12 protein-coding genes are annotated in these 23,870 nt (G+C 50.7%); 9 read left to right on the forward strand and 3 right to left on the reverse strand.

Features of this window, described 5'->3' with window-relative positions:
* Positions 1-94: 94 nt before the first annotated feature.
* Positions 95-952, reverse strand: coding sequence for a helix-turn-helix transcriptional regulator (locus DNH61_RS19940; protein ID WP_111148578.1), 858 nt, complete (start codon positions 950-952; stop codon positions 95-97).
* Between the two features lie 148 nt (positions 953-1,100).
* Here DNH61_RS19940 and DNH61_RS19945 point away from each other — a divergent pair, with 148 nt between their 5' ends.
* The 6 genes from DNH61_RS19945 (at position 1,101) to DNH61_RS19970 (ending at position 15,460) form a co-directional block, all read left to right on the forward strand.
* A complete protein-coding gene (locus DNH61_RS19945; RefSeq protein WP_111148579.1) occupies positions 1,101-3,080 on the forward strand; it encodes a hypothetical protein in 1,980 nt (659 codons plus the stop codon).
* A 193-nt stretch (positions 3,081-3,273) separates the two neighbouring features.
* Positions 3,274-11,340 carry an endo-1,4-beta-xylanase gene (locus DNH61_RS27060; protein WP_181438797.1) on the forward strand — a complete coding sequence of 2,689 codons (8,067 nt, stop codon included), beginning with the start codon at positions 3,274-3,276 and terminating at the stop codon, positions 11,338-11,340.
* 719 nt (positions 11,341-12,059) lie between these two features.
* Positions 12,060-12,362 carry an ankyrin repeat domain-containing protein gene (locus DNH61_RS19955; protein ID WP_111148581.1) on the forward strand — a complete coding sequence of 101 codons (303 nt, stop codon included), beginning with the start codon at positions 12,060-12,062 and terminating at the stop codon, positions 12,360-12,362.
* 326 nt (positions 12,363-12,688) lie between these two features.
* Complete coding sequence (locus tag DNH61_RS19960) at positions 12,689-13,258, forward strand: SF0329 family protein (protein ID WP_111148582.1); 570 nt, start codon at positions 12,689-12,691, stop codon at positions 13,256-13,258.
* A gap of 192 nt (positions 13,259-13,450) precedes the next feature.
* Positions 13,451-14,266, forward strand: a complete 816-nt coding sequence (locus tag DNH61_RS19965; protein ID WP_181438798.1) for an AAA family ATPase — start codon at positions 13,451-13,453, stop codon at positions 14,264-14,266.
* Between the two features lie 162 nt (positions 14,267-14,428).
* Positions 14,429-15,460: an HD-GYP domain-containing protein gene (locus DNH61_RS19970; RefSeq protein WP_111148584.1), complete on the forward strand. Its 1,032-nt coding sequence runs from the start codon at positions 14,429-14,431 to the stop codon at positions 15,458-15,460.
* Here DNH61_RS19970 and DNH61_RS19975 read toward each other — a convergent pair.
* A complete protein-coding gene (locus DNH61_RS19975; RefSeq protein ID WP_111148585.1) occupies positions 15,441-15,629 on the reverse strand; it encodes an AraC family transcriptional regulator in 189 nt (62 codons plus the stop codon). The two genes, DNH61_RS19970 and DNH61_RS19975, sit on opposite strands and share 20 nt — an antisense overlap.
* 71 nt (positions 15,630-15,700) lie before the next feature.
* Here DNH61_RS19975 and DNH61_RS19980 point away from each other — a divergent pair, with 71 nt between their 5' ends.
* The 3 genes from DNH61_RS19980 (at position 15,701) to DNH61_RS19990 (ending at position 20,739) form a co-directional block, all read left to right on the forward strand.
* Positions 15,701-15,847 carry a beta-galactosidase trimerization domain-containing protein gene (locus tag DNH61_RS19980; protein ID WP_245948274.1) on the forward strand — a complete coding sequence of 49 codons (147 nt, stop codon included), beginning with the start codon at positions 15,701-15,703 and terminating at the stop codon, positions 15,845-15,847.
* Positions 15,844-16,074 (forward strand): Beta-galactosidase C-terminal domain, encoded by a 231-nt coding sequence (locus DNH61_RS19985; protein ID WP_181438799.1) that lies wholly within the window; start codon positions 15,844-15,846, stop codon positions 16,072-16,074. The genes DNH61_RS19980 and DNH61_RS19985 overlap by 4 nt, the downstream gene beginning before the upstream one ends.
* A gap of 324 nt (positions 16,075-16,398) precedes the next feature.
* Entirely contained in the window at positions 16,399-20,739 is a 4,341-nt protein-coding gene (locus DNH61_RS19990; RefSeq protein WP_111148588.1) for an alpha/beta hydrolase-fold protein, read from the forward strand.
* A gap of 314 nt (positions 20,740-21,053) precedes the next feature.
* Here the strand turns inward: DNH61_RS19990 and DNH61_RS19995 are convergent.
* On the reverse strand, positions 21,054-23,870 hold a 2,817-nt coding region (locus tag DNH61_RS19995; RefSeq protein ID WP_111148589.1), incomplete at its 5' end, for an S-layer homology domain-containing protein.

Genomic DNA, 23,870 nt, shown 5'->3' on the forward strand with positions numbered 1-23,870 from the left:
GCCCGGATTGCACAGTCTTGCTGAGACTGATGAAGTGCTGGCCAAATGATACGCGGGCAGACTGCCCGTTCCCGGCTTATATAACGCAAGCCTTCTACTCTGGGAGGCTTGCGTTTTTATTGGCGAATTTTCCAGGTGAGATTCCGGCGATCTTGGTAAAACTGCGGATAAAATTGGCGTAGTCGCTGAAGCCGGATTGGTAACAGGCCTCAGTAATACTCATGCCTTCACAGAGATAGGACTTGGCCAAGGAAACCCGGCGATCGAGTACATAGGAACGGAGTGTTAAGCCCGTGTGTTTTTTGAACTGGCGGCTAATATAAGTACTGTTCAAATGAAAGATCCCGGCAAGCTGTTCAAGCGCGATGTTCTGCCCGAGATGGGCTTCAATATAATCCATAGTTTTGCGAACCAGTTCCGGCATGATATCGGTAGGAATAAAGCTTGTGTTTTGAAAAATAGTGTTGGTCAGGACTAGTAATTGAGCGATGGCGCTGTTGGCTATAATATCTGATCCATACGCATCCGATGAGAGTGCCTCTTCCAGAGCGCCTGTGAGTTGGAGAAATTGCTGCAGCTGGGATTCCTCCAGGTGTACAATATTGCCTTTCCCCTTCGGCCGGTAGTCGAAGCACCCGGATAGCTGCGTTGCCGGAGTAGAAAGGCGGTGCAGATAAGATTTCTGGAGGTTAATGGTAATCCGCTCATACTCAGATTCATCCAGGCTGAAAGAACGGTGCATTTCTTCTGGATTGATCACAAGCAAATCACCGCGTTCTAAATGGTAGCATCGGTTTTCAATGTAAAAGTTGACGTTGCCGCGCAGAAACAAGTACAGCTCGTATGCTTCATGCCGATGATAAAAAGTCCCCATGTTATAAGTAGTAATCCGGTGCAGATAGAGATAGTCTTTATTGATGGGATCATACCGAAGTTCAATAGGATCGTTCATCTGTAACCTCCAGGTCATTTCGCGCAATAAATACAGCGGGATATGCAATGATTATTCTCTGGAACTACTTTAAAATGTCATTATCCTAGCATGTTGGGATGAACATTGCAAGCGCTTTTTTGTATAAAACAGACTGGAGGATGTGCTTATGGAGCTGATCGTAACGGCAAGAAGCAAATTTCAAGAGGATACTGAATATACCGGATTAAATGGCCATGGACTACATGCATCCGTCGAGATAACAGGCGGTACAGGCAGTGCCAAGCAGCCATTTCAGGCAATGGTACGGATAACGAATCTAAGCAGCACAACGTGGTCGGGAGTCATTCATGTGGAGCTGCCCTTTGCCAAGGTCAACCCGCGCTTCTTTCTGCCGGCTTTTATGTATGGCCGTAACCGCGGGGAAGCTCCGCAGAATGTTCCGAATGAGTTCCCAAGATTGCGAGAAGGCAACCCTTCACGCCCTTCTTCTCCTTGGTGGATGGTACGAAGCGACCGATTGTCCCATCCGGCAGCGCTTGTATATGACAGCGGAAAAGTAGTAGGTCTTTGTGCCAGCCCCTACTTTGTAAGCAAATCGGGAGTTAAATTCCAGTGGAAGCCGGAGCTTGAGGGCGGCGAATTCTACCAGTATGGCGGCTATACCTGCTCGCTGGCCAAAGGAACGGTCGGGTATACGCTTGGTTATGAGAATGCTCCGTTTTTGTTCATTAAATCGCGTCTTGTCAAGGAACGGGCCCCTCTTGATGAGAACTGTTTTGAACTGGCGGCCTCAGAGTCCGTGGAGTTCACGTTGGATTTGTATGAGTATGACGCTGAGTCTGAGCTGGGGATCAACGCTGCGCTGGAAGCCGTCTATTACCGCTATCATCAGCAGCCAAGACTGGGCAGTGATATCCGGACGGCTGCAGCCGATCTGTCAAAGGCTGTCTATCAATATGCATGGCTGCCCGAAGAACGCAGTTATTCCACATTTGTATTTGAGGACAAGGAAACAGGCGGTTACCGGTACAATAAAATTATCTCGATCAGTTGGACGGACGGATTGCCTGTGGCAGTTCCGGTTCTAATGGCTGCCCTGCGGCTCGGGGACGAGCCTATGCGCCAACAGGCGATTTCCTGTATTCAAAATATTATCGAAAATTCCTTAAATCCAGCATCAGGGTTGCCTTATGAGGCGTACCAGGACGGCAAATGGAGCATTAACGGCTGGTGGTTTGATGGAATGCGCACACCTGGACATTCCGCCTATCTGTGTGCACAGGCCTTATTTTATATTATCAAGGCCTATGAATTTGAGAAACGGCTCAGCAATATCCTCCATGATGATTGGATGGTTTTCGTGAAGAAGGTTCTCCTCGTATTGGAGAAAAGTAAAAATTCAGATGATGAATACCCGGCCATCCTATCCGAGCGGACCGGTGCCGGGCTTGAATATGATTCCTTCAGCGGAACATGGTGCATGGCCGCTATGGCATACTACAGCTGGCTCACCGGGGACAGAACGCATCTGGACAGCCTGAAGCGCAGCGAGATGCATTATTATGAAACCTATGTGAAACGAATGGAATGTTATGGAGCTCCGCTTGATGCGGATAAAGCGGTAGACTCCGAAGGTATTCTGGCATACATCAAGGCTGTCAGATATCTGCACGCTCTCACTGGTGATGATCAGTATCTGGATCATATGAGAGATGCGATTAACTACGAGTTCACCTTCAAGTTCGCTTACAATTCACCGGTTAAGGTGCCGCCTCTAAGTACCATTGGTTGGTCCAGCTGCGGAGGAAGCGTTACCTCTGTCGCCAACCCGCATATTCATCCCATGTCCAGCAACCTGGTCGATGAGCTGCATTACTTCGTGCAGCAGCGCAATGATCTTTACGTCCGGCAGCGGATGCTGGATACCATCGGTTGGGGATGTCAGACCTATAACCGTTATGACAGAGAATTTGATCATGGGAAAAAGGGGTGGATGTCCGAGAGATATTGTCATTCCGAAGGGCTGGTAACGGAGACCTACAGTGACGGTTCCCCGGCAAGCACTTGGTTCTGTCTGATGCCTTGGGCCAGCGGGAGTATTATTGAAGGTCTGGTTGGCGATTACTGGGAGGCGAACGTCAGGTAGCCGTTTATTAGTATTTAATGGCTTTATATTTTCCGGGGGCATGCCGGCTATTTGTTTATCGTATAAATTTGAAGCATTATAGGTTTTTTTTATAATTTTTCGTGCATCATTCTCATACAAATTTACATTTTGAATTGTTAAGATATTACCATGCAAGGCAATGAAAGCGTATACAAAAGGAGGAATAATTAGAATGAGTAATAAGATTTGGAGAAAGACACTGGCGGTTTCAATGGCTGGCGCGCTGATGCTGTCCGTTATTACCCCGATGCCGTTTTCCACCCCAGTTCAGGCTGCCGAGGCAGTTACCGCCCCGGCACAGGTAACCGCCGACTGGTACAAGACCTACCAAACGATGGATGGTGTAGGAGCCGCCTATGCGTACACAGATTCCATCCATATGATGCAGCTGGCTACCGCCGGCCATCAGGACACTGTCAGGCATTTGCTGAATCTGACTTTCAGTGAACAAGAAGGCACAGGCCATGATATTGTCCGGGTGATCATCGGCGATAACGGCGGTCTTACCACTACAAACGCGACAGCAGCAAGCCCAGGGTTTAATCCTCTGACAGGTCTGCTTGCAGATGTCAGCAATCCCGGCTTCGATGTCGAAGGAAATGCCATTCCCATGAGAGGATCAGCCGGCCAGTATGGTTACAAAATTGAAGCGGAAAACCGCTATGCCGATGGTAATACCGACAGCATCTGGCCTGTCGAACCCGAACACGCTCCGGGTACATTGGTGCCCGTACAAGATTTCGTGTGGGATTATCCATCCTGGAATCAGCCGATTGCCAATGATGACGGAGGTCCAACCAATCTCCTTAGTGCACCCGGTGATGATCCTGTAGTGATCAAAAACTCGCCGCGTACCCGAAAAGAGCTCTTCGATTTTGATCAGATCTGGACGATGCGTCAGGCGATGCAGTATGGCGTTAAGCAATTTTACGCTTGCACGTGGACCGTACCTTACTGGATGAGCCAATCGCAGACCAATACTCCCAGCAAAATCATCCGTGGCGACACGGCTGTCATTGACGGTAAACCGGTGAAAATTTACTATCAGGCCTATGCCGATTATCTCGTTAATTATATCAGGGGAATGTGGGAGCAATGGGGAATCCCGATCACTCACATCAATCCCTTTAACGAGGTTGATCTGGCAGGCGCAAATGCTGCTTATGTAACAGAGCTAATTAACGGCTATATCGGACCTACCTTAAAAAAATCAATGCAGCCAGGAGGTGCCCTTTATGATATCCAAAACCCGGACGGAAAGCTCATTAACTTTATACCTCAGCTTGCAGCCGTGGACGGTACCAATCTCAGCGCCTCACTAAGCAGAGGCGGTGAGGTGTTTTCTCAAACCGACCCGGATAATGCATTAGACAAAAATCCGTATCTCGACGTATTTACCACCCACTTGTATGGTACGGTCGGCATAGGAACGGATGAAAACAAACTGTACCATACAGGTGACTTTTCCCAGAGTCCTCTGGATTATTCAAGGGATGGAAGCAAATACCCCGAATACCTGACCAAGTATAAGCTTTGGCAGACAGAGTTCATGAATCAGGATACCACCGACGGGTCAGCTGGTGCTTACACGCAGCGGTACGGCAATCAGAACATCAATGACGCCGTGCGCTGGTCCAATCTGATGAGCAATATGTTCAGCAGCAACCCGGGCTTTAACGGTTTCGTCTGGTGGAGCATGTGGGATAGCAACGGAGTGGACGGCTCTGACCTGATTCGCTTCGTCACTACCAACTCCCAACAGGAGCCTGGACGTATCAGTACTCTGACTGGTGAATACCGTTTGTTCAAGCGTTTCTACGGCTATGGGCACTTCTCCCGGTTTATGAATCCGGGCGATGTACGTTTTGATGTAACCCGCGTACCTGCGGCCGATATCAATGTGGTCGGCTTTAAGAACCCGAATACCAATGATTTCTCGATCACGGTTTCCAATGCCAACAATGATGATAGCATTCAGCCGCTTGAATTTAATCTGAAGGACTTCCCGGCAGGGACTACAAGTGTAACCGTGTTTCGTACTTCAGGCAGTGAAAATCAGAAGAAGCTGAGCACAATTCCGATAACGAACGGCAAGTTTGTAATCGACATCCCGTCTGCCAGCATTGTCACCATCGTTCCGTCCCAAGGTACATTTGCCACGTATAAGGGCCTTGACGGTGAGCGCGATATTTTCTCCACACTTGAGGCGGAAGGCAATGATAACAATGTATCTGGTAACACTGCTGGAAATGCCGGCCGTGAAGGCGAGGCGGTCTCGCTGGGGAACGGCGAGTATCTCGCATATAAAAACCTGAACTTTGCAGATGGTTCCGCTAACGGCGGCGTTGTCCGCAGGCATTTGTTATATCTGACCGCCCAGACGAAGTCGGCTCAGGGAGGAAAGCTTGGCGCTTATGTCCTTCCGGTGGGAACCGCTGTGGACAGCATTGCCGATGTACTGTCCAAAGGTACGCGTGTAGCGGAAATCTCGGTACCAGCCAATGAGGTATACGGTAAATACCAGGACATGGTCGATACGGGCGATCTTAGCGCCTATGGCCATAAGGATCTGTATATTGTTGCCGAACCGAACGGATCTGCAGGTACGATAACCGTTGACCGCTTCCTGTTCGGAGCCAATGATTCCGACTGGAGTCTTGCCGCTAATAACTCGACAGTATCCATACCGGGGAACATACTGCTCAATGGAGATTTCGATTCAGCAACAGCCTCCAATACAGACAATTGGTCCACAGGCCGTTACAACAAGGGGACCTTTGAAATGACAGTCACTGGACCTGCGTTAACTGCGGACACTATACAGAGCTACTCGGGTCTTTCCCGTTACCTGAAAAACAACTCTACCTCAAGGGTTGCCGGATCCGGGAAGATTTCGGAGCGTATCGACGCCGCCGAACAGTATGACGGGATGTGGCAGGATGTTACCGGAAAGCTGAACAAGGGAGAAAGCTATAACTTCAAGGGATACTTCCTCTCTATGATGAGCCGCCCGGAGAGTTATGATGTCGCTGCGGAAAATCCGGGTGACGTGGACGTTGCACTGGTGTATTACGACAAGAACGGAATTCAACTGGGCATGGCCCCGATCAATGGCCGTGAGATGCCCGAGCCGTACGCTGCCCGTGAGGCAGGCGATCCTGCTTACTGGAGCAATGGCAAGTTTATCGGGCGCATCCTTGAGGGTGGACCGCTCAGCTTAAGCTCTTTCCAGCCAGTGGACGTGAAGGTTGCAGACTGGCATGAGACGCCGAACCAACCGTTTACTTATGATGAACCGGCTGGTACTGCCAAGGTGGTTATGGCGGTGTATGCGAAGGATGCCAACATCCTCTACGCCGATCAGCTGTCGCTAACACCTGAGGTAGTAGCTTCATACAATATTTTTATTGATGGCGTACAACCGTCTAATTTTGATGCCACAAGGTATGATTATACGTACACGGTTTCTGGAAACGCGATACCGAAAGTAACGGCGGTTTCAGATGATCCGGCTGAATTCGTAAGCATTTCACAAGCGGATAGTGCGCAGGGGACGGCTGTCGTTCGGTTTATTAAAGGAGAAAACGTTAAGACGTATAAAATCGTCTTTAGTACGAACGAAATCATCGATTTTGCCAATGGGCTCCCGGCAGGTTGGGAAATCATGAATCCGGCGGATCCGGAGAATGCCTTAAGCTATAGTACTGAGGGTGCGACGATTAAGACATTGAAGGATGATGCGGGTTATCCAGACAGCCATAATATGCTGCAGTTACCGGGTTCTGCTGAAGGCAGCTGGACGCTTACAGCGAAGCTTACCGTAGATAAACCCCTTAATGATTCTTCTATGGGCGAGAATTCCCAAGTGGGACTCGGCATTAGCCGGGCTTCAAGCGGTGAGTTTTACAGAATTAATGCGAGAAAAGTAAATACCAATATCAAAGTGAATAATTCAGGCAAAACAGGCAGCACGACATTTACAAACAATACTAATCAAACCAATTTGAGCGGCACGAACTATTATCTCCGTATTGTGAAGGATGAAAATATTGTTCAAGGGTATTTTTCAACTAATAGCGGTTCCTCCTGGACAGCGATGGGCAGTCCGTCGAATTATACCCCGGAATTCTTCAAGGATGCAAAAGTGCAATTGTATGGAACAAATACGAGTGCCGTAACGGACTTCAAAGTAGCATTCTCCAATGTGACATTGGTGAAGACACTGGGAGATCCTGGTGAACTGAAACCTGATCAACTGGCTGTGGAAGAAGCAGCGGCTATGATCGGCAACCGCATTACAGTTCCGAATGCATCCGGTGATGACGCAGCTACACTTAAGGCCAAGGCACAAGAATACCTCAATAATAATGAAGAACTGAAAAAGCTTGGCGTGACCACAGAGATTTCCTATGAGAATGGCGGATTTGCGGTAATCCTTTCGAAAGGACTCGTAAAGGTAACGATCAAACCGCTTACCATTGTGGCCGGTGTAAAAACCACAAGAGATTTTGAGGATCAAACGGTACAAGGCTTCAAGCCGAAGGGAAGCGCCACCGTGACGCTTGCTTCTACCCAAGAAGCCAACCATACCCCTGGCGGAGCTTATGCCCTGAAGGTAACAGGCAGAACTGCCAATTCGGACGGACCGTCTGTTAATGTTAAGGACGCTGTCAAGACCGGCAACGAGTACAAGGCCACTGTATGGGTTAAGCTGATTAGCCCGTCGAGCGCGCAATTAAAGCTTAGTGCTCTTGTTAATACTCCAACACCGTACTCTATCAGTCTGGCAACTCAAACGGCAAGCAGTACCGGAGACTGGGTCAAACTGGAGGGCAGCTATCGTTATTTGAACGATGATGTCACCTTGGTTGTGGAAAGCGCAGGCAGCGCTACAGCATCTTACTACATCGACGACTTCAGCTTTGAAGACACAGGCTCGGAGTCCACACCTTCGATCAAGGATGTCTATAAGGACTATTTCAAGATCACCAACATACCGGGGAATACCAATTTCCTGAATCCGGGTACTGGAGAGAATGCCTTCTATAACTACCATTTCGAGGGCGTAACCATTGGAAACCAGCTCAAACCGGATGCCTTGCAGAAAAACAAGGGTACCTTTAACTTTGCTACTGCAGACGGTATGATCGCAAAAGCTCAGAGCCAGGGACAGGATATTCATGGACATGTGCTGGTGTGGCACAGTCAGACCCCGGCGTGGTTCAACCAACAGGTGGACGCATCAGGAAATGCGCTGAAGGATGAAGCGGGAAATCCGATCTACCTCAGCCGTGATGAAGCGCTCACTAATATGAGAACCCATATCAGAACCGTAATGGAGCATTATGGAGGCATCCCGGAATCATGGGATGTAGTGAATGAGGCCATGGAAGACGACCCTCATCCAGTCACCAATTGGAAAGATGCCCTTCGTAAATCAGCTTGGTATTATTCCGTTGGGCCTGACTTCGTTGAACAGGCGTTCCTTGCGGCAAGAGAAGTGCTGGACAACCACCCTGAATGGGGCGATATCAAGCTGTATTACAATGATTTCAATGAAGATTTCCCTGTGAAGCGGGATGCCATCTACGACATGGTCAAAGAACTTAATGACCGGTATGCATCGACTCATCCCGGAAAGCTCCTCATTGACGGGATCGGCATGCAATCCCACTACGATATGAGAACCAAGCCGGCCAATGTGGAAGCTTCACTTGAAAAATTCGCTTCCCTGGGGGTCAAAGTTGCGATAAGCGAATTGGATGTCCTGGCTGGAATGAACTCCTCGCTCTCTCCAGAATTGGCAGAGAAACAAGGCAGTTTATATGCACAATTGTTCCAAATCTATAAGAAGCATGCGGAGAAGATTTCACGGGTCACCATTTGGGGGCCATACGATACCACTAGCTGGCGAGTTACTCAAAACCCGTGTCTGTTTGATGGTAATCTGGCTCCAAAGCCGGCCTATTATGCCGTCATCAATCCGGAGAAATACCTCACTGAGCATCCGCTCTATACAGCACCGGAGACCAAAAGCTCTACGGCGAGGTACGGCACACCGGACATCGACGGAACGATTGATGACATATGGTCGGATTCGCCTGAGCTTTCAATCGATAATCAGTTGATGGCATCGGACGAAGCTTCCGGAACGGCTAAAGTGATGTGGGACGAGGAAAATCTGTACGTCCTGTTCCAGGTGAAGGATACGCAGTTGAGCAAAGACAACGCGGATAAGACGAAGCAGGACTCGGTCGAAGCCTATGTGGACGAAGACCGCATCAACGCATGGCCGTACCGCGAAGATGACGGAGAGTATCGGGTCAACTTTGCTGGCGAGCAGTCCTTCAAGTTCTTCAGTAATTCGACACCGGCGACATCCCCCGGATTTGAGTCGGCGGCGGTAACGGCCGGAACGAATTATACGGTGGAAATGAAGATCCCGTTCAAAACCATAACGCCGGAAAACGGGACGCAAATCCGGTTTGATGCACAGGTGAATAATGCAACAGGAGCCAATCTTGTCGGCGTGGCAACCTGGAATGATCTGCTTGGCAGAGCGACGAAGTCGACCGAAGTATTCGGCAGCCTCACCCTCAGCGGCAAGGGAGATCCGAATCCGCCGGCATGGGCAGAGGGAAGCAAGCTTGAAGCCTCTGATGTAACCAGTACCGGAGTCACGTTATCGTGGCCGGCAGCTGTGGATGAGCTTGGAGTCACCGGTTACCGGATCTACAACGGAGTCGATAAAGAACCAATTACCGTAACCGGGGGTGAATATAGTGAAACCGTAACGGGAGCTGTATATCGTCATCAGGTCACCGGACTTAGGCCGAATACGCAGTATACCTTTAAGGTGGAGGGAGGAAACGCTGCCGGCAACTGGAGCACGAACGGTCCTTCCGTTACTGTGACTACCCTGCCGAGCGCAGACACCACGCCGCCGGTATGGGCGGAAGGAAGCTCGCTGGAAGCTTCCAACGTAACGAGCAAGGAATTGACCTTGACATGGTCGGCAACGGCAGCCGACGAAAGCGGCATCGCCGGTTACCGGATCACCAATGGAGTTGACGACAAGCTGGTGACAGTTACGGATGCCGTTTACACTGTGAGTGTAACCGGGGCTGTATACAGTCATCAGGTAACGGGACTAAAGCCGGATACGCATTATACGTTCAAAGTGGAGGCAGGGGATACGGGCGGTAACTGGAGCACCAGCGGCCCTTCGGTTTCGGCAACCACTCTACCGGCTCCAGACACTACTCCGCCGTCATGGTCTGAGGGAAGCAAGCTCGAAGCCTCCAATGTAACCACTTCTGGCCTTACGTTAACCTGGACGGGGGCTGCAGATGATACGGCAATTACAGGCTACAAGGTCTACAGAGGCTCAGAGGAGGTTGCGGCGCTGCCTGGAACGGCACTCCGGTATGATGTGTCCGGACTTGCGGCGGGGACCGGGTACGCGTTTTCGGTGCAGGCAGGGGATGCGGCAGGGAACTGGAGTACGGACGGTCCGAAGACCCTTGTAACCACGCTCAGCACCAGCGGAGGTCCAACGGCGCCGGCACCAACGCCAACACCGACACCGGGAGCAACAATATCACCAACACCGTCACCGGGAGCAACAGTATCCCCTACACCGCCACCGGCGTCAACCTCTGCGCCGACACCGGCGCCAGCGAGCAATTTCAAAGATGTGGGCAGCAAATACAGCTGGGCTTCGGAGGCGGTTGATACCCTGTATGGGCTGGGCATCATCAAAGGAACCTCCGGAACGACCTTCAGCCCGGAGAAGAATATCACGAGAGCCGACTTTGTGTTACTGCTGGTCAGAGCTCTGGGCTTGGAAGCAGAAGCCGATTCGAATTTTGCGGATGTAAGTCAAGGAGCCTACTACTATGAAGCCCTCAGTACTGCCAAGAAACTAGGGATTATCAATGGAATGGACGGCAACAACTTCAATCCGAAGGATGAAATCTCGAGACAGGATATGATGGTCATCGCGGCCAGAGCGCTGAAGGCGGTGAACAAATTGTCTTTAAGCGGAAGTGGCGAAGATTTAAGCGGCTATACGGATAGAACGAAGGTTGCTAAGTATGCCATCGAAAGTGTAGCAGCTTTGGTCAAGGAAGGGATTATCCAGGGAGACGGGAAATCGATTCATCCAACCGGAACAGCTACGCGAGCGGAAGCCGCTGTAATGATCTACAGAATTTACGGTAGAGTAGGACAGCTCTAGTAGGACGTTGTGAAAAAGAACAAAACTGTTCACGATTATGTCGTTGAACAGTTTTGTTCTTTTAGGTTCATACTCTTTAATCAGTCAAAGTCTGGAAATAATATTAAATGAAATCCAGATTACGGTACAGGGAATTCACATAAGGCTTATGAAACGATACGTGACGTTTTTTTGTTGTGAGGTTAATAGAAAGGCTTCTACTCCCGTAGAATAGTGCACGGAAGAGGCGGAGTTATGTGCGTGGATGGAGAAGAGGGCGCTGATGAAGCTGCATCATATTACAATATTTACCTCGTGAAGTAAATTGGATATTATTATAGAAGGTATTTTCGATAGGTTAGGTATATATATTTAAGTATATAACATAATACGGAAACGGAGTGATTTGATAGACGTGGATATAGTGGAAATGGCAGTTAAATTATGGCTGTTTATAGCCCTTATTTCAATGTTCTTTAGCTTGGTACGGTTCCTGGTGGATAAATATTTAAGTGAATTTTACCAAGAATCTTTCAAAAAAATATGTAAACTGTTTAAACTATTTCGAAGAAGAAGCTAAAACACATGGCTGGAGTAGGACTGGAAGCGATTCTAAAAGCTTGGGACCTTCGCGGCAAGGTGCATAAGGAAGGTAATTCTTATGCACCTTGTCAGCATGGAGAAGTGAAAACTCTGGTAGAGAAGCAGCCAAAGCTAGTCAAAGCGGCCATGAAAATCGGATGGACAAGCTGGTCAAGCTGGTATATAAAGGTGCCGATCTGCAGCAAACCGACAGCTTAGGGCGCACAGCCCTGCTGCAGGCAGCAGAGAATGGCAATATCGAGATGCTCGAATTCCTCATTCATCAGGGTGCCGATGTTCGGGACCTAGACAATAACGGCTGCAATGCGCTTATTCGGGCGTCGATCCACGGCAGAGATGCAATGGTGCGCGAGCTGCTGTCGATAGGACTTGACCCGAATGAAAGTGATAATGATGGCAGCACATTGCGAGCTAATGGCCGCGATACAGCTGCTTCTTGACGCGGGAGCAGATCCTGCTGCTGTTCATGGGGACGGCGTATCTACGGCGATATCGATTGCAATGGAAGAAGAAAGAGAAGATATTGCACAGATGCTGCAAGCCAGGCTGAAAGCAAGTTAGTACGAGGCTGATCAGCTTAATTGCGAGAAGCAGCTGTATGACGAGTTATATAAGCAGAAGAATTGAATCGAATTGAATGTGCGGACTGCTCTGTTAAGAGTGGTCTGCTTTTTTGTTAAGTTAATGGGCATGATGTGTTGGTTATTGTATGATGATAATAGTTGAAACTTTAAATAATACTAAGTAGCGAATAAAGGAGGATTACATGTCCTGGAGCAAATTAAAGCAACAACTAGAGAGCTTCCTTTGTCCTGCGTTAGTGGGCAGGTTCGAATACCGGGCAACCGGATATCGTTATTTACCTGATAAAGCGGGAATTTGTTATATTGCTGTAGATAAAAAGAATGTACTCAATATGAATGATGCAACGACATTAATCAGATGGTATCAGACGGAGCAGGAAATAAAGAATGATGCACATATCCAAATTCCGATCAACAATGAAGAAATTGAAGAGGTCAGACAAGATACCAAGGGGCTGGTCCCAGAGGAACGTCTCAAAGTAATTGTAAGAGGTAGGAAAATATCAGAACTTGCAAAGGAGCTTTTGTCAGCACAGTCTTCATTAAGTAAATCAAACTTTATTGCTGCAGCTAATAAATTTTTGTCCCTTCCGATTGAGGAGAGCCTGGAGAGCAAGGATATCTTATTGAATACTCTGGCATTGGTTGACAGACGAGTTGGAAAAAAGCGGATTCTAAACATGAGCGAGAAGATGAAGCTAAAGCATCCAGTCGTTCAGTATTTTTATGAACTACGGCTCAGTACGTTATAAAACGAATAGTTGAAGCAGGAAAAATTGGAGTGTGTGCGGAGTCTTTGCAAAACGGCAAATTACTGCTATAATTAAATGTAATTATTACGATGTTATAGGCCGTGGCAGGCCTATCAAATCTTGCATGACAGGAAATGCCCGACATCAGGTCGGGCATTTCCTGTGTATCTGAACTGAAGGAGACTGACAAATATGAGCAAAACAAACAACGCACGGCTTCCGCGTGCTAAAGGTATTGATATGGCCACTTATTACACGCCTAAAGAATGCGCCAGAAAAGTGAAGCGTATCGTCCTGCCGCCGCAAAACCGGCAAATCGTCGAAGAGTTTATTACCATACTCGGAATGAAGGAGAAGTTTGTGCGGCATGATGTGCCGATTCCTAATAAAGTGGTCATGTTTGGTCCCCCGGGCACAGGTAAGACGCTGACCGCCTTTTATTTGGCAGCACGGCTGGAGCTTCCGCTTATTCTTGTGAGGCTTGATGCGATTATTCACAGTCATCTTGGCGAAACGGCAAGCAATATCCGCAAAATATTCGACTATGCCAAGTCTTCTCCGTGTGTGCTGTTTCTGGATGAATTCGATGCAGTTGCCAGGACAAGGGAAAATAACGATGAAGTGAAAGAGATGGCGAGGGCGGTCAATACGCTGCTTCAATGCTTGGATGAGTTTGAAGGAGATAGTATATTTACCGCTGCAACCAACCTGGAAGCTGAACTAGACCCAGCCATTTGGCGGCGTTTCGATACGAAGATGACCTACAGCCTGCCGGATGAGGAAAGGAGAGAGGAATATATTTCGTTGCTTATTGGCGATTTTCAGCATGAGGAACATGTGCGGTTGACCGCTTCTGAGCGATTGTCGGGCTGCAGTTATGCCGATATGGAGCAAATTATACTGAAAGCCAAGCGCAAGGCGATTATCGAGGATCTGCCGCTCGCTGCATCACATATTAATGAAGCCTGCGAGGAATACCGCCCTCAAACCATTAGATATATGTCTTGATTCAGATTGTTAAGGAGTATTTATGATTCTTAAGACCCATATTAGCAGATATTTCTAATATTTTCATAAAAGTGTTCCGTTATATTGTTAAGACTCTAACAACTCTAATATCAGGATGAACCAACATCTATACACGAGCCGAGAAGGGGAAGGTCAACCAATATGCGGACTGAAAATTATGAAGATCTAATTGGGAAAGAGGTGCTGCATAACATCTTCGATGCGAAAGGCACACTGCTTATCGCGGAAGGAACGATACTGCTCAAGAGTCATATTGAGAAGCTGGTAAACTTTAATATTGCGGTGGGCGAGATCCAGACCGTGAGAATACCTGAGCAGGAACCCAAGCCGATGGATCTGCAGGACATGGTGAAACGGACGGAGAAGCATATGCAGGAAATTGACAGTTTCGTTCACCAGCATGGTGTTGTACCGGTTGAAGCGATCGAGGAGAAGGTACTGCCGGTCATTATGAAAGCTGCGGAGCGGCATAATTTGTTTCAACTGTTCACCGAGCTTAAAGACCAGGGGGATTACCGGTACAGGCACAGCATCGGGACGGCTGTAATTGCTACCTCATTAGGCAAACGATTGCTTCACGATGAGGGTGAGCTTGCCACATTGGCGACAGCTGCAAGTCTTTATGACATTGGTTCGTTAAAGCTGCCTTCTTTTCTCATTCAAAAATCATCACGGCTGGATCATCATGAAATTGCGATTATGCAGGAGCATACCAGGCTCGGTTATGAGCTCTTGATAGAGTCCGGCTTAGGGGAGCGTATTGCACAGGTTGCCCTCCAGCATCATGAGCGTGAGGACGGCAGCGGATACCCGAATGGTTTAAAAGGCGGTCAAATTGACCAGTTGAGCAAAATTGTCGCTATAGCAGATGTCTACATGGCCATGATCTCGGAGCGGCCTTACAGACCAGCGGTTGCCTTTTTTGAGGTGATGGAAGAAATCCATCAAGAAATTATGCAGAATCGTTTTGATTCTGCTATTGGTTTGACTTTCCTGGATTTGCTGCTTTCTGCACAGGTAGGCTGTGAAGTCATTTTATCGGATGAACGCCGGGGGAAAATCATGCTCACCAACGTGAATTACCCCGCGAGGCCGCTCATCGCTCTGGAGGGTGGAGTCTTCATTGACCTGAGCACAACGAATGACGTAACAATCAAGGAAGTCGTTGGTTGAGTGGAATAGCGTACATAATGTAGAGCCATTGCACACAAGCTTTGCAAGCAGTTTGATCTAGCTTATGGATCGTTCGAAATTGCTGGGGAGTCATCCCTTCGATTCGTCCAAGGCAGGCAGCAAAATAACTGCTCTGGGAAAAGCCGGTGTTCACTGCAATCTGTTTGATGGAGACAAGCTGAAGAGCTGCAGTACCGTCATATACCGGTTGATCTGATCACCCTGCAATCGGCGACCACTCTGGAAGACTTGTCGAACTATAAGGTTATCGTCTATCCGCATCCCGCGATCATGACGGACGAAACCGCAGGACTTCTCAGGGAATATGTGGAGCAACGGGGCAGGCTGTTCTTCGGCGCCCGTACCGGATACAAGAATCCGAATTGATTGGATTGAAGACGCCGGTTGGGGATTGGCTGACCGTACCTGCAGAGGTGGAGTTGGGCATTCGTTCTTCTGGTGATGCAGATTACATCTTCTTATTTAACTACTCGGCGAAATCGGCAGCCATTCGTGCTAAGAAGGCCATGAAGGAGCTGCTGACGGGCAAGCTTATTGACAATGATGCGGAAATACCTCCATATGGGGTCATGATTATTGAGTTGAACAAATAGGCTTGAAGAAATGACTGAATGTGATACAATGTACAGCAAGTTAATATTTTGGTAGGAGTCTTGGAGAACCACGAATCCCCTGGCCGCGCATTGGACTGCGAAGCCGGGGGCCTCGTGGTTTTATTTTTTTTCGGAGAGGGGGGCAGCGGGGTAAAATTATCCTCATGCAGCGGTAGACAGCAGAGATAACGCCGGACATGCAGGAATCATAGTAACGATCATCTGCTTAAATCGGCTGGGGCAATATTTTAAAAGCGCTTCCATAGCTGAGAAGTTAATCACGCAACTCGTATGGAATGACCGACAATATTGGGGAGGAATGACATGAACACAGAGAACAAGACCTTGGCACGTCAGCTGCTGGCCGTATGTTTGACCATTATGATCGCGATTGCGGGGCTGCCGCCGCTTCAGCCTGCACACGCTGCAGGGAATACTCAGAATGACCGTTTGCTCACAAGAAGCTATACTTCTGGCAAGATGGGAACAGACCTTACGTACCGGATTTATTTGCCGGAAGGCTATGAGCAGTCGGACCGGCGCTACCCGGCCGTCTATCTGCTGCATGAAGAGGGCAGCTCCAGCCAGCAGTTCGCTGATGACAGCATTGACGTGATGCTCGATCAGTGGATGGCCGAGGGGATTATGCAGAAGATGATTGTCGTCATGCCTGATACGAGCGCAGACAGCTGGTTTATTAACAAGGCCGGCGAGGCATGGGAAGACGTCATCACAGGTGAACTCATTCCCGCGATTGACGAGAGCTATCGTACGATTCCTCAGCCCCGGTATAGAGGTGTCACAGGGATATCAATGGGCGGGTACGGCGCATTCGTGCTTGGCCTGAAGCATCCTGAGCTGTTCAGCTCGATCGGCAGCCATATGGGGGCGCTTCACCGTGAGCATGAAGGCCTTCAGCCGTTTGCGCTTATCAAGTCCAAGACGGTGAATGAGCTCAAGGCCTACCGGTATTACCTGGATGGGGGTACAGATGATCCGTTCACGTATGCAGACAGCTCTACCAATGACATTCATGCGTATTTCCGCAGCAATGGCATTGCTCATGAATATCAGATGAGGCCTGGCGGGCATTCCAGTGATTATTATCTGCAGTACCTGGACCGCTCCTTCCGGATGCACAGCAGCAATTTTGGGACCGGCCATGTGTCTGGAAGCTTCACTGCTGTGCCGCAAGCGATCCAGGTCGGACAGGAGTCGGTGACGGTTGATTACACAGTCGATCTGAATCGCAGCAGTGTTACCCAGTATGTATATGGAGACGCATCCAGCGATGCCTTCAGCCTGATCACACGTTTACAAGTCAAGGATTCGGGCGGTGAAGTCCGCTATTCCGAGCTGGCTGATTTGGGCAATGTGGTTACGGCATCCACGGACAGCAGCTTTAGCGGAAGCTTCATCGTTCCCGTATCTGCGCTTGGCCAGGATACAGCCTACAGCCTGACACTCGAAAGCCAGCTGCTGGGATCTGTGTATCCGCTCGGAACGAAGCCGCTGATTAAAGTGACGCCAATCGGGACAGCGCCGGAGGATGTTCAAATCGACCTGCTCGGCGACTGGTATTTTACCAAGGATACATTTCCGGAAAGTTCTGTAAACGGTACCACACCAGACCTTGTGAACGGTGACTGGCGTGTCGTTCAGCCGGGGCTCGATTGGTGGGCGGACGGCTTCGGGGGCTACAGCGGTTTGAATAACTATTATGGTGCGGCCTGGTACTTCAGGGAATTCACAGTGCCTTCCGACTTTCCGGATGAGGATCTGACCCTGCTTGCCGGCAAAATCGATGACGCTGACCAAACTTACATAAATGGCCAGTTAATTGCGGAGACCGGCTTCAAGGACGGCGAGTACACCAGCTCCTTCTGGGCAGCCTCAAGGGAATACCGTATTCCGTCCGGGCTGCTGAAGCGGGGCGAGATGAATACGATCTCCGTTAGAATGTACAACCAGAATGGAGGCGGCGGCTGGTATGCGGGTCCGGTTGGCATCTACACCAAGGCTGCGCTGCAGAAGGTCAAGTCGCTTCCTTCCAGCGTACCGGACGCATCGGTCATAGCTGAAGTAAAGGGGTTGGCTCAGAAGCAGCTGCAGGCCATCAGCGAGCAGGACTTCAAGACGTACCGCGATACGCTTGCTGCAGACTATTTTGAGCGAGGGATCGACAAGCTGCAGCGCATTGACCAGATGGCGGAGCTAGTGAAAGGGTACACCTCGGTTGAGTCGAAGGCCGAGAGCGACTATGTATTCGAGCTGGACGGCAAGTACCTGTACACAGCTAACGTGACCATCACCGGCAAAGATGCTGCAGGCGAGACCGTCACGATCAAGCAGGGCGAGATTTCGCAGTATTATCAGTATGTAGACGGGGTACTGAAGGAAACGGGAGACCAGAAGCTGTTCTATGTCACCGAATTCTACTCGGAGAGCGCACAGCGCCATGTCAAATACCGGGTCTATCTGCCGCCGGGCTACTTAAGCGAGAAGACCAGACGGTATCCGTCCGTTTATCTGCTCCACCAGTTTAACAGTGACAGCGAATCGTATGAGCTTGACAAGGTGGACCAAATTTTGGATAGAGGCATTAAGCAAGGGTCGCTCGAGGATATGATTGTCGTTATGCCCGATTCCAGCGGTACCAGCTGGTGGGTGAACGGTACCGGCGAAGACGGCGTCAAATGGCAGGACATGGTCACGAAGGATCTGACAGCGCTGATCGACAGGCAGTATCGCACGATCGACGACTCCCGGTTCAGAGGAACCTCCGGCGTGTCGATGGGCGGCTTCGGCGCTTTCGTGATTGGGCTGCAGTATCCCGATCTGTTCTCTTCGGTAGCCAGTCATATGGGCGCTTTAAGCATGACGAATACGGGCCAGAACCCTCTGGAAATCGCCATGACGTATCCGCTGGATGCACTGAAGCGCTATTCAATCTATTTTGACTCCGGCAATTTGGACGCATACCGCTTCGAGCTTGCTGTTAACACGCTGCATAAATACCTGATGAAGCATGGCGTGCCGCATTATGCGGAAATTCGTGATGGTGCTCACGACAGCGCCTTCTATACAGAGTCCATTGATGACTCCTTCGCCCGGCATAGCCGCCACTTTGCTTCAGCTGGCGTACAAGATGGCGTGTTGAACGGCAAAGTGGAGATTCGCAGCGAAGGCGGCAGGGAGAAGCTGGTCTATGAGCTGAACAGCACGGATGCTTTATCGGCTTATGCCGAGACGATTCCGGCTTCGCCGTATCTGAAGGAGCCGAACCCGGCGCTTCAGCTGCCGATAACGGCAGAGGTATACAACAAGAGTACAGGCGAGAAGCTGTACAGCTTCCGTGATGATGCGGCTGCCAGAGGCGCGGCATCCTTCACAGGCGAGTTCGAACTGCCGGAGCGGCTGACTGAAGGCAGCTACGAGATCGTACTGACATCGGCGGTGCTGGATCGCAGCTTTGAGCTGAGCAGAGCTGGTTACACGGTTAGCCGAGCTGGCAGCGCACCTAACCCGCCGCAAGGGGGGACTCCGGCTACACCAGCAACACCAGTGGGACCGTCGAATCCGGCAAGCCCGGCTTCACCTGGCCAGCTGAATGGAGTAACTGCAGATATCGATGACATAGAGAGAGCGTTAACCGAAGGGACACCGCTTCAGCTGCAAGCAGCTGGAGGCAGCAGTCTGGACATCCCTAGCGGAACACTGAAGCAGCTCCGTGACGCCGCCGGTCCGGATCAGTTGAAGGCATTGGAGTGGGTGGTTACCCCTATTCCGCAAGCGGAGCAGGCCAAATGGCTGGAACAGACTGATTCAGCTTGGAAGGAAGGTCTTGTGCAGGCAGGCGCCATCTTAGACTTGCGATTGAAGGCGCTGCTGGTTGACGGTTCTGAGCGTGTCCTGGAGATGACGTTTACAGAGCCTGTGCGGGTCAGCTTACCGGTAAACGGAAATGCGGATACGGAACGAGCTGGAGTGTATCATCGGACAGATGGGAAGAAGCTGGAATACGTTGGCGGGGCTTACGATGCCAAGAGCGAAAGCGTGCAGGTACAGCTTGATCATTTCAGCGAGTACGGCGTTTTTGTCTATAACAAATCATTTGCTGACCTTGGAGGCACGCACTGGGCTCATCGCGCAGTAGAGGTTCTGGCCGCTAAGCATATTGTTACGGGGGTGTCCAAGGAACGGTACGATCCGAGCCGCCGGATTACGCGAGCAGAATTTGCAGCGCTTCTGGCTCGGTACATGGGCGTGAAGGATAACGGGGAGGAGCTGCCATTCGGGGATGTCTCTAAGGAGAGCTGGTACTATGACCCGGTCGCAGCGGCCTATCAATCCGGCATTGTTCGGGGGACCGGCCATGAGGTCTTCTCGCCAGACGCCGCGATCACGCGGGAAGAGATGGCCGTCATGCTCTATAATGCGTACCTGCTGCAGCCAGGAAGTGGCGTGGCAGCAGAGGGTAGGGAACTGGACCGGTTCTCCGATTCAGCCTTGGTTCACGACTGGGCTCGTCAAGCGGTGAGCGGCGTCCTGCAGCTAGGTTTGTTGAAAGGAACGGGCCCGGCGGCACTGGCCCCGCAGGATGAGGCTACAAGGGCGCAAGCGGCCCAGGTCATTTATAACCTGGCCCAGCTGACAGGAAAATAACTATTAGACTGCCTGGGTGACACCTGATTTATCAGGTGTCACCCTTTGGCATGACTGAGTATGTATGCGCCAAGTACAGTTAAGCCGGCTCACTAATAGGCATAGTTGCCGCAAAACGATACCCGGCAGGAGTACGCTAGCAATATCTGCGCCTGGGGCTTTTGTGAGTCTTTCCGCTTGCCGGCCTCACTATAGTCCCAGCCCCAGCAACAACAAAGCCTTCTCTAATTCCCCCGGGTTATTGACCGGGGAATTAGAGAAGGCTGTTTGTTGTTTACGATTTATTAAGTTTTATGCGTATCCTTGCCTCGATACTACTCCGTCATACCCTGGAGTAGAATTGTCAGCATTTTCGCGGCTTCGGCTCTGGTTGCTCCGCCCTGCGGATCAAACTTTTTATTGCCTTTGCCGGAAATGATGCCTGCTTCATACAGGTCGCTGACTGCATCTGCTGCCCATGGGCTGATGAGGCTTTGGTCAGCAAAGTTTGCAGCACCAGCCACAGCAGGCAGCTTGTAGCCTGTCAGCTCGGCCAGTCTGATCAGCATAACGGACATTTCTTCGCGGCTGATCCGGTCAGTTGGCCGGAACTGCTTGTTCGCGCCCTTCACAATGCCGTTCTCTGCCGCCCATGCCACATAAGGCATGAACCAGTCGCCGGCTTTGACGTCTGTAAAGTCCGAGGATGAATATTTTGATACATCGGCGCTTACGAGACCCGCCAGCATCTTGGCAAATTCAGCCCGCGTGATATTTGCGTTCGGGGAGAACTTGCCGCTGCCAGAACCGGACACGATTCCGCGTGCGGCCAGGTGTGTGATGTGACTGCTTGCCCAATGAGCGGCTGTGTCGCTAAAGCTGGTTTTGTTGTAGCTGACAGCATAAGTACTCAGATGGTCGGTCACAACGTTCATCTGTCCATCACGCTGGCTGTAGCCAGATTTCGGGAGCAGGTGAACAGTGCCGTTTGAATCGATATGGCTGATAACCAGCGCGCTCGCATCCTCGCCTTGCGCCAGCTGATAAGGGATGCCAAGCTTGATGGTGCTGCCGCCAAAGCTCGTGACGGCTGAATCTCCGGACTGGATCGTGAACTCCAGTGCAGGTCTTGTGCCTATGAGGCTTCTTGCTTCGCCGGAGAAAGCAGACGTATTAGCCGCAGCTATCTCTATACGGATTGTTTCCCCTGATTGATTCTTCAGGTTATTCAATACCGCCTTGCTTAACGTCATGCTGCCGAACGGTGTCGTGATCAGCACTTCAGCAGCTTTGCTGTCTGCCAGCATGCCGAAGGCTTCTTTGGTAAGCGAGAGGACGGCAGCATTGGCCCCGGATGCGGCCTCTACCTTGATCTCAGCCACCAAGTTTGCTCCAGTGAGAGCATTCACCTTGTCCAGCAAGTCACTCAGATGAGCGGCTTGCAGCTCTGCAACGGCTCTTCCGTTTGCGTCAACCTTAGCAGCTGCGGAGATGCTCTGCTTCTGCTGGCTGCCTGTGGCTGGTATAGCATCGCCGGCAGGCTTGTTGGTATCCGCTGGTGTGGAACCCGTCATAGGTGGAACGTACACAGGTGCAGACGGGGTAGTGGTGCTTGGGTTGACCGCGAGCTGAATACGGTCAGCCAGGTAGTTCACCTGAACCTTGTAGTCTCCAGGCAGGCCTGTCGTTTCGACGGAAGCGAATTGGCCGGTCCGCTGGTCCTTGCCATGCGTGATAAGCGTAATGACACTGCCGCTTGCAGGCACATAGCTGTCGGTGAAATTCACAAGCAGCTTGCCGCCGGCCTGAACGGCACCCTTCACTTCAAGCACATCGGCCGCACTGCCAACGTTCAGCTCAAGCGTGCCTTCAGCAGCTTGCGTGTAATTGCCGCCGATGCCAATCTTGCCGTCCACTTCTTCAACAAGTGTACCAGCGCCTACGGCAACATCACCGGTACCGAAAGCCGCAGCGGATTCGCCCTGCAGCTTGCCGCCGTTAACCACTGTGCCGCCAGCGTACGTGTTGCTGCCCTGAAGGACAAGCGTGCCCGTGCCTTCTTTGGTCAGCTTGCCTGTACCGGAGATATCGTTGCGCCAGCGGTCAAGCGCATGGAAGCCGCCTTGGTCAGCGTCCATTGTTACTACAACATCGCTGTTGAATGCGCCGTAGCCGGCCGCAGCTGCGAACAGGTTCAGGCGTCCCCAGCCTTCTGGGTCATCCAGCACCGGATAGCCGGAAGGCAGGCCGGTCGTAGCCAGTACCGCGCGGCGCTGCTCACCGTTCAGGTAAGGAAGGCGGGTTTCGATCAGTACCTCTGCACCCTTAGGCACAACCATCGGCTTGTTCGTCGGGTTGATCTGCTCAAATCCGTAAGTCAGACGTTCCATGTATTGTGCTTTATTCTTCTCATAATCGCTGAACCGGTCTTCAGCCGAACCAGTCTGCTTCAGCAGGACGTTATGGGCCTGCTCGTAGGCTGCCTGTTTAAGCTCGGCATTCTCCGGATCGTTCAGAGCCGCTGCAGCCAGGGCTGTTGCCATGACACGGCCGCCGATAACATCCAGCGGAGAGTGCATGCCGGCTACAATCCGGCTGTTGCCCATCTCGGAAGCGCGGGTCATCATTTCCTGGAATCGCTCAGGCACTGCGTAAGCCAGCGCCAGGGAGGCCAGGTACGAAGCGTTCGTGTGTCCGCTCGGGAAGCCGCCGTCTGATTCAGGTGTCATACTTCTGACAGGATAGAGAGTTGGTGTGATGATCTCTTCACCGGCCCAGCGCCAAGGACGCATGTACTGGTAGTAGTTTTTGGCCTGGCTCGTAGAGGCATAGTTGCCGCGCACCTTTCCGATCAGGTCGACCATCTTGCCAAGCTCGGAGTTCGAGTCGCCGCCTTTATTGCCGTTCGGGTTGTTGTCACTGTACTTCACCGAAGTAGCGTCTGCAGGAATGTCGGTGATTGTGGTGGCCGTTCCCGACAGCGAGCGGTATACGTCCGCGAGAGCACCAAGACCTTCAGTCGCTCCGTAGGTCTGATTTCTCCGGTCATCGTAATAGGCTCTTTCTTCATCTTCAGCCGTACGGGTTTTGGACAGATCCACTACATACTGAATGTTGTAGTCCAGCACCTCGCTGTTCAGCTTGGTTCCGTT

The sequence above is a fragment of the Paenibacillus sambharensis genome (assembly GCF_003233845.1).
In the GTDB taxonomy this organism is placed as follows: domain Bacteria; phylum Bacillota; class Bacilli; order Paenibacillales; family Paenibacillaceae; genus Paenibacillus_I; species Paenibacillus_I sambharensis.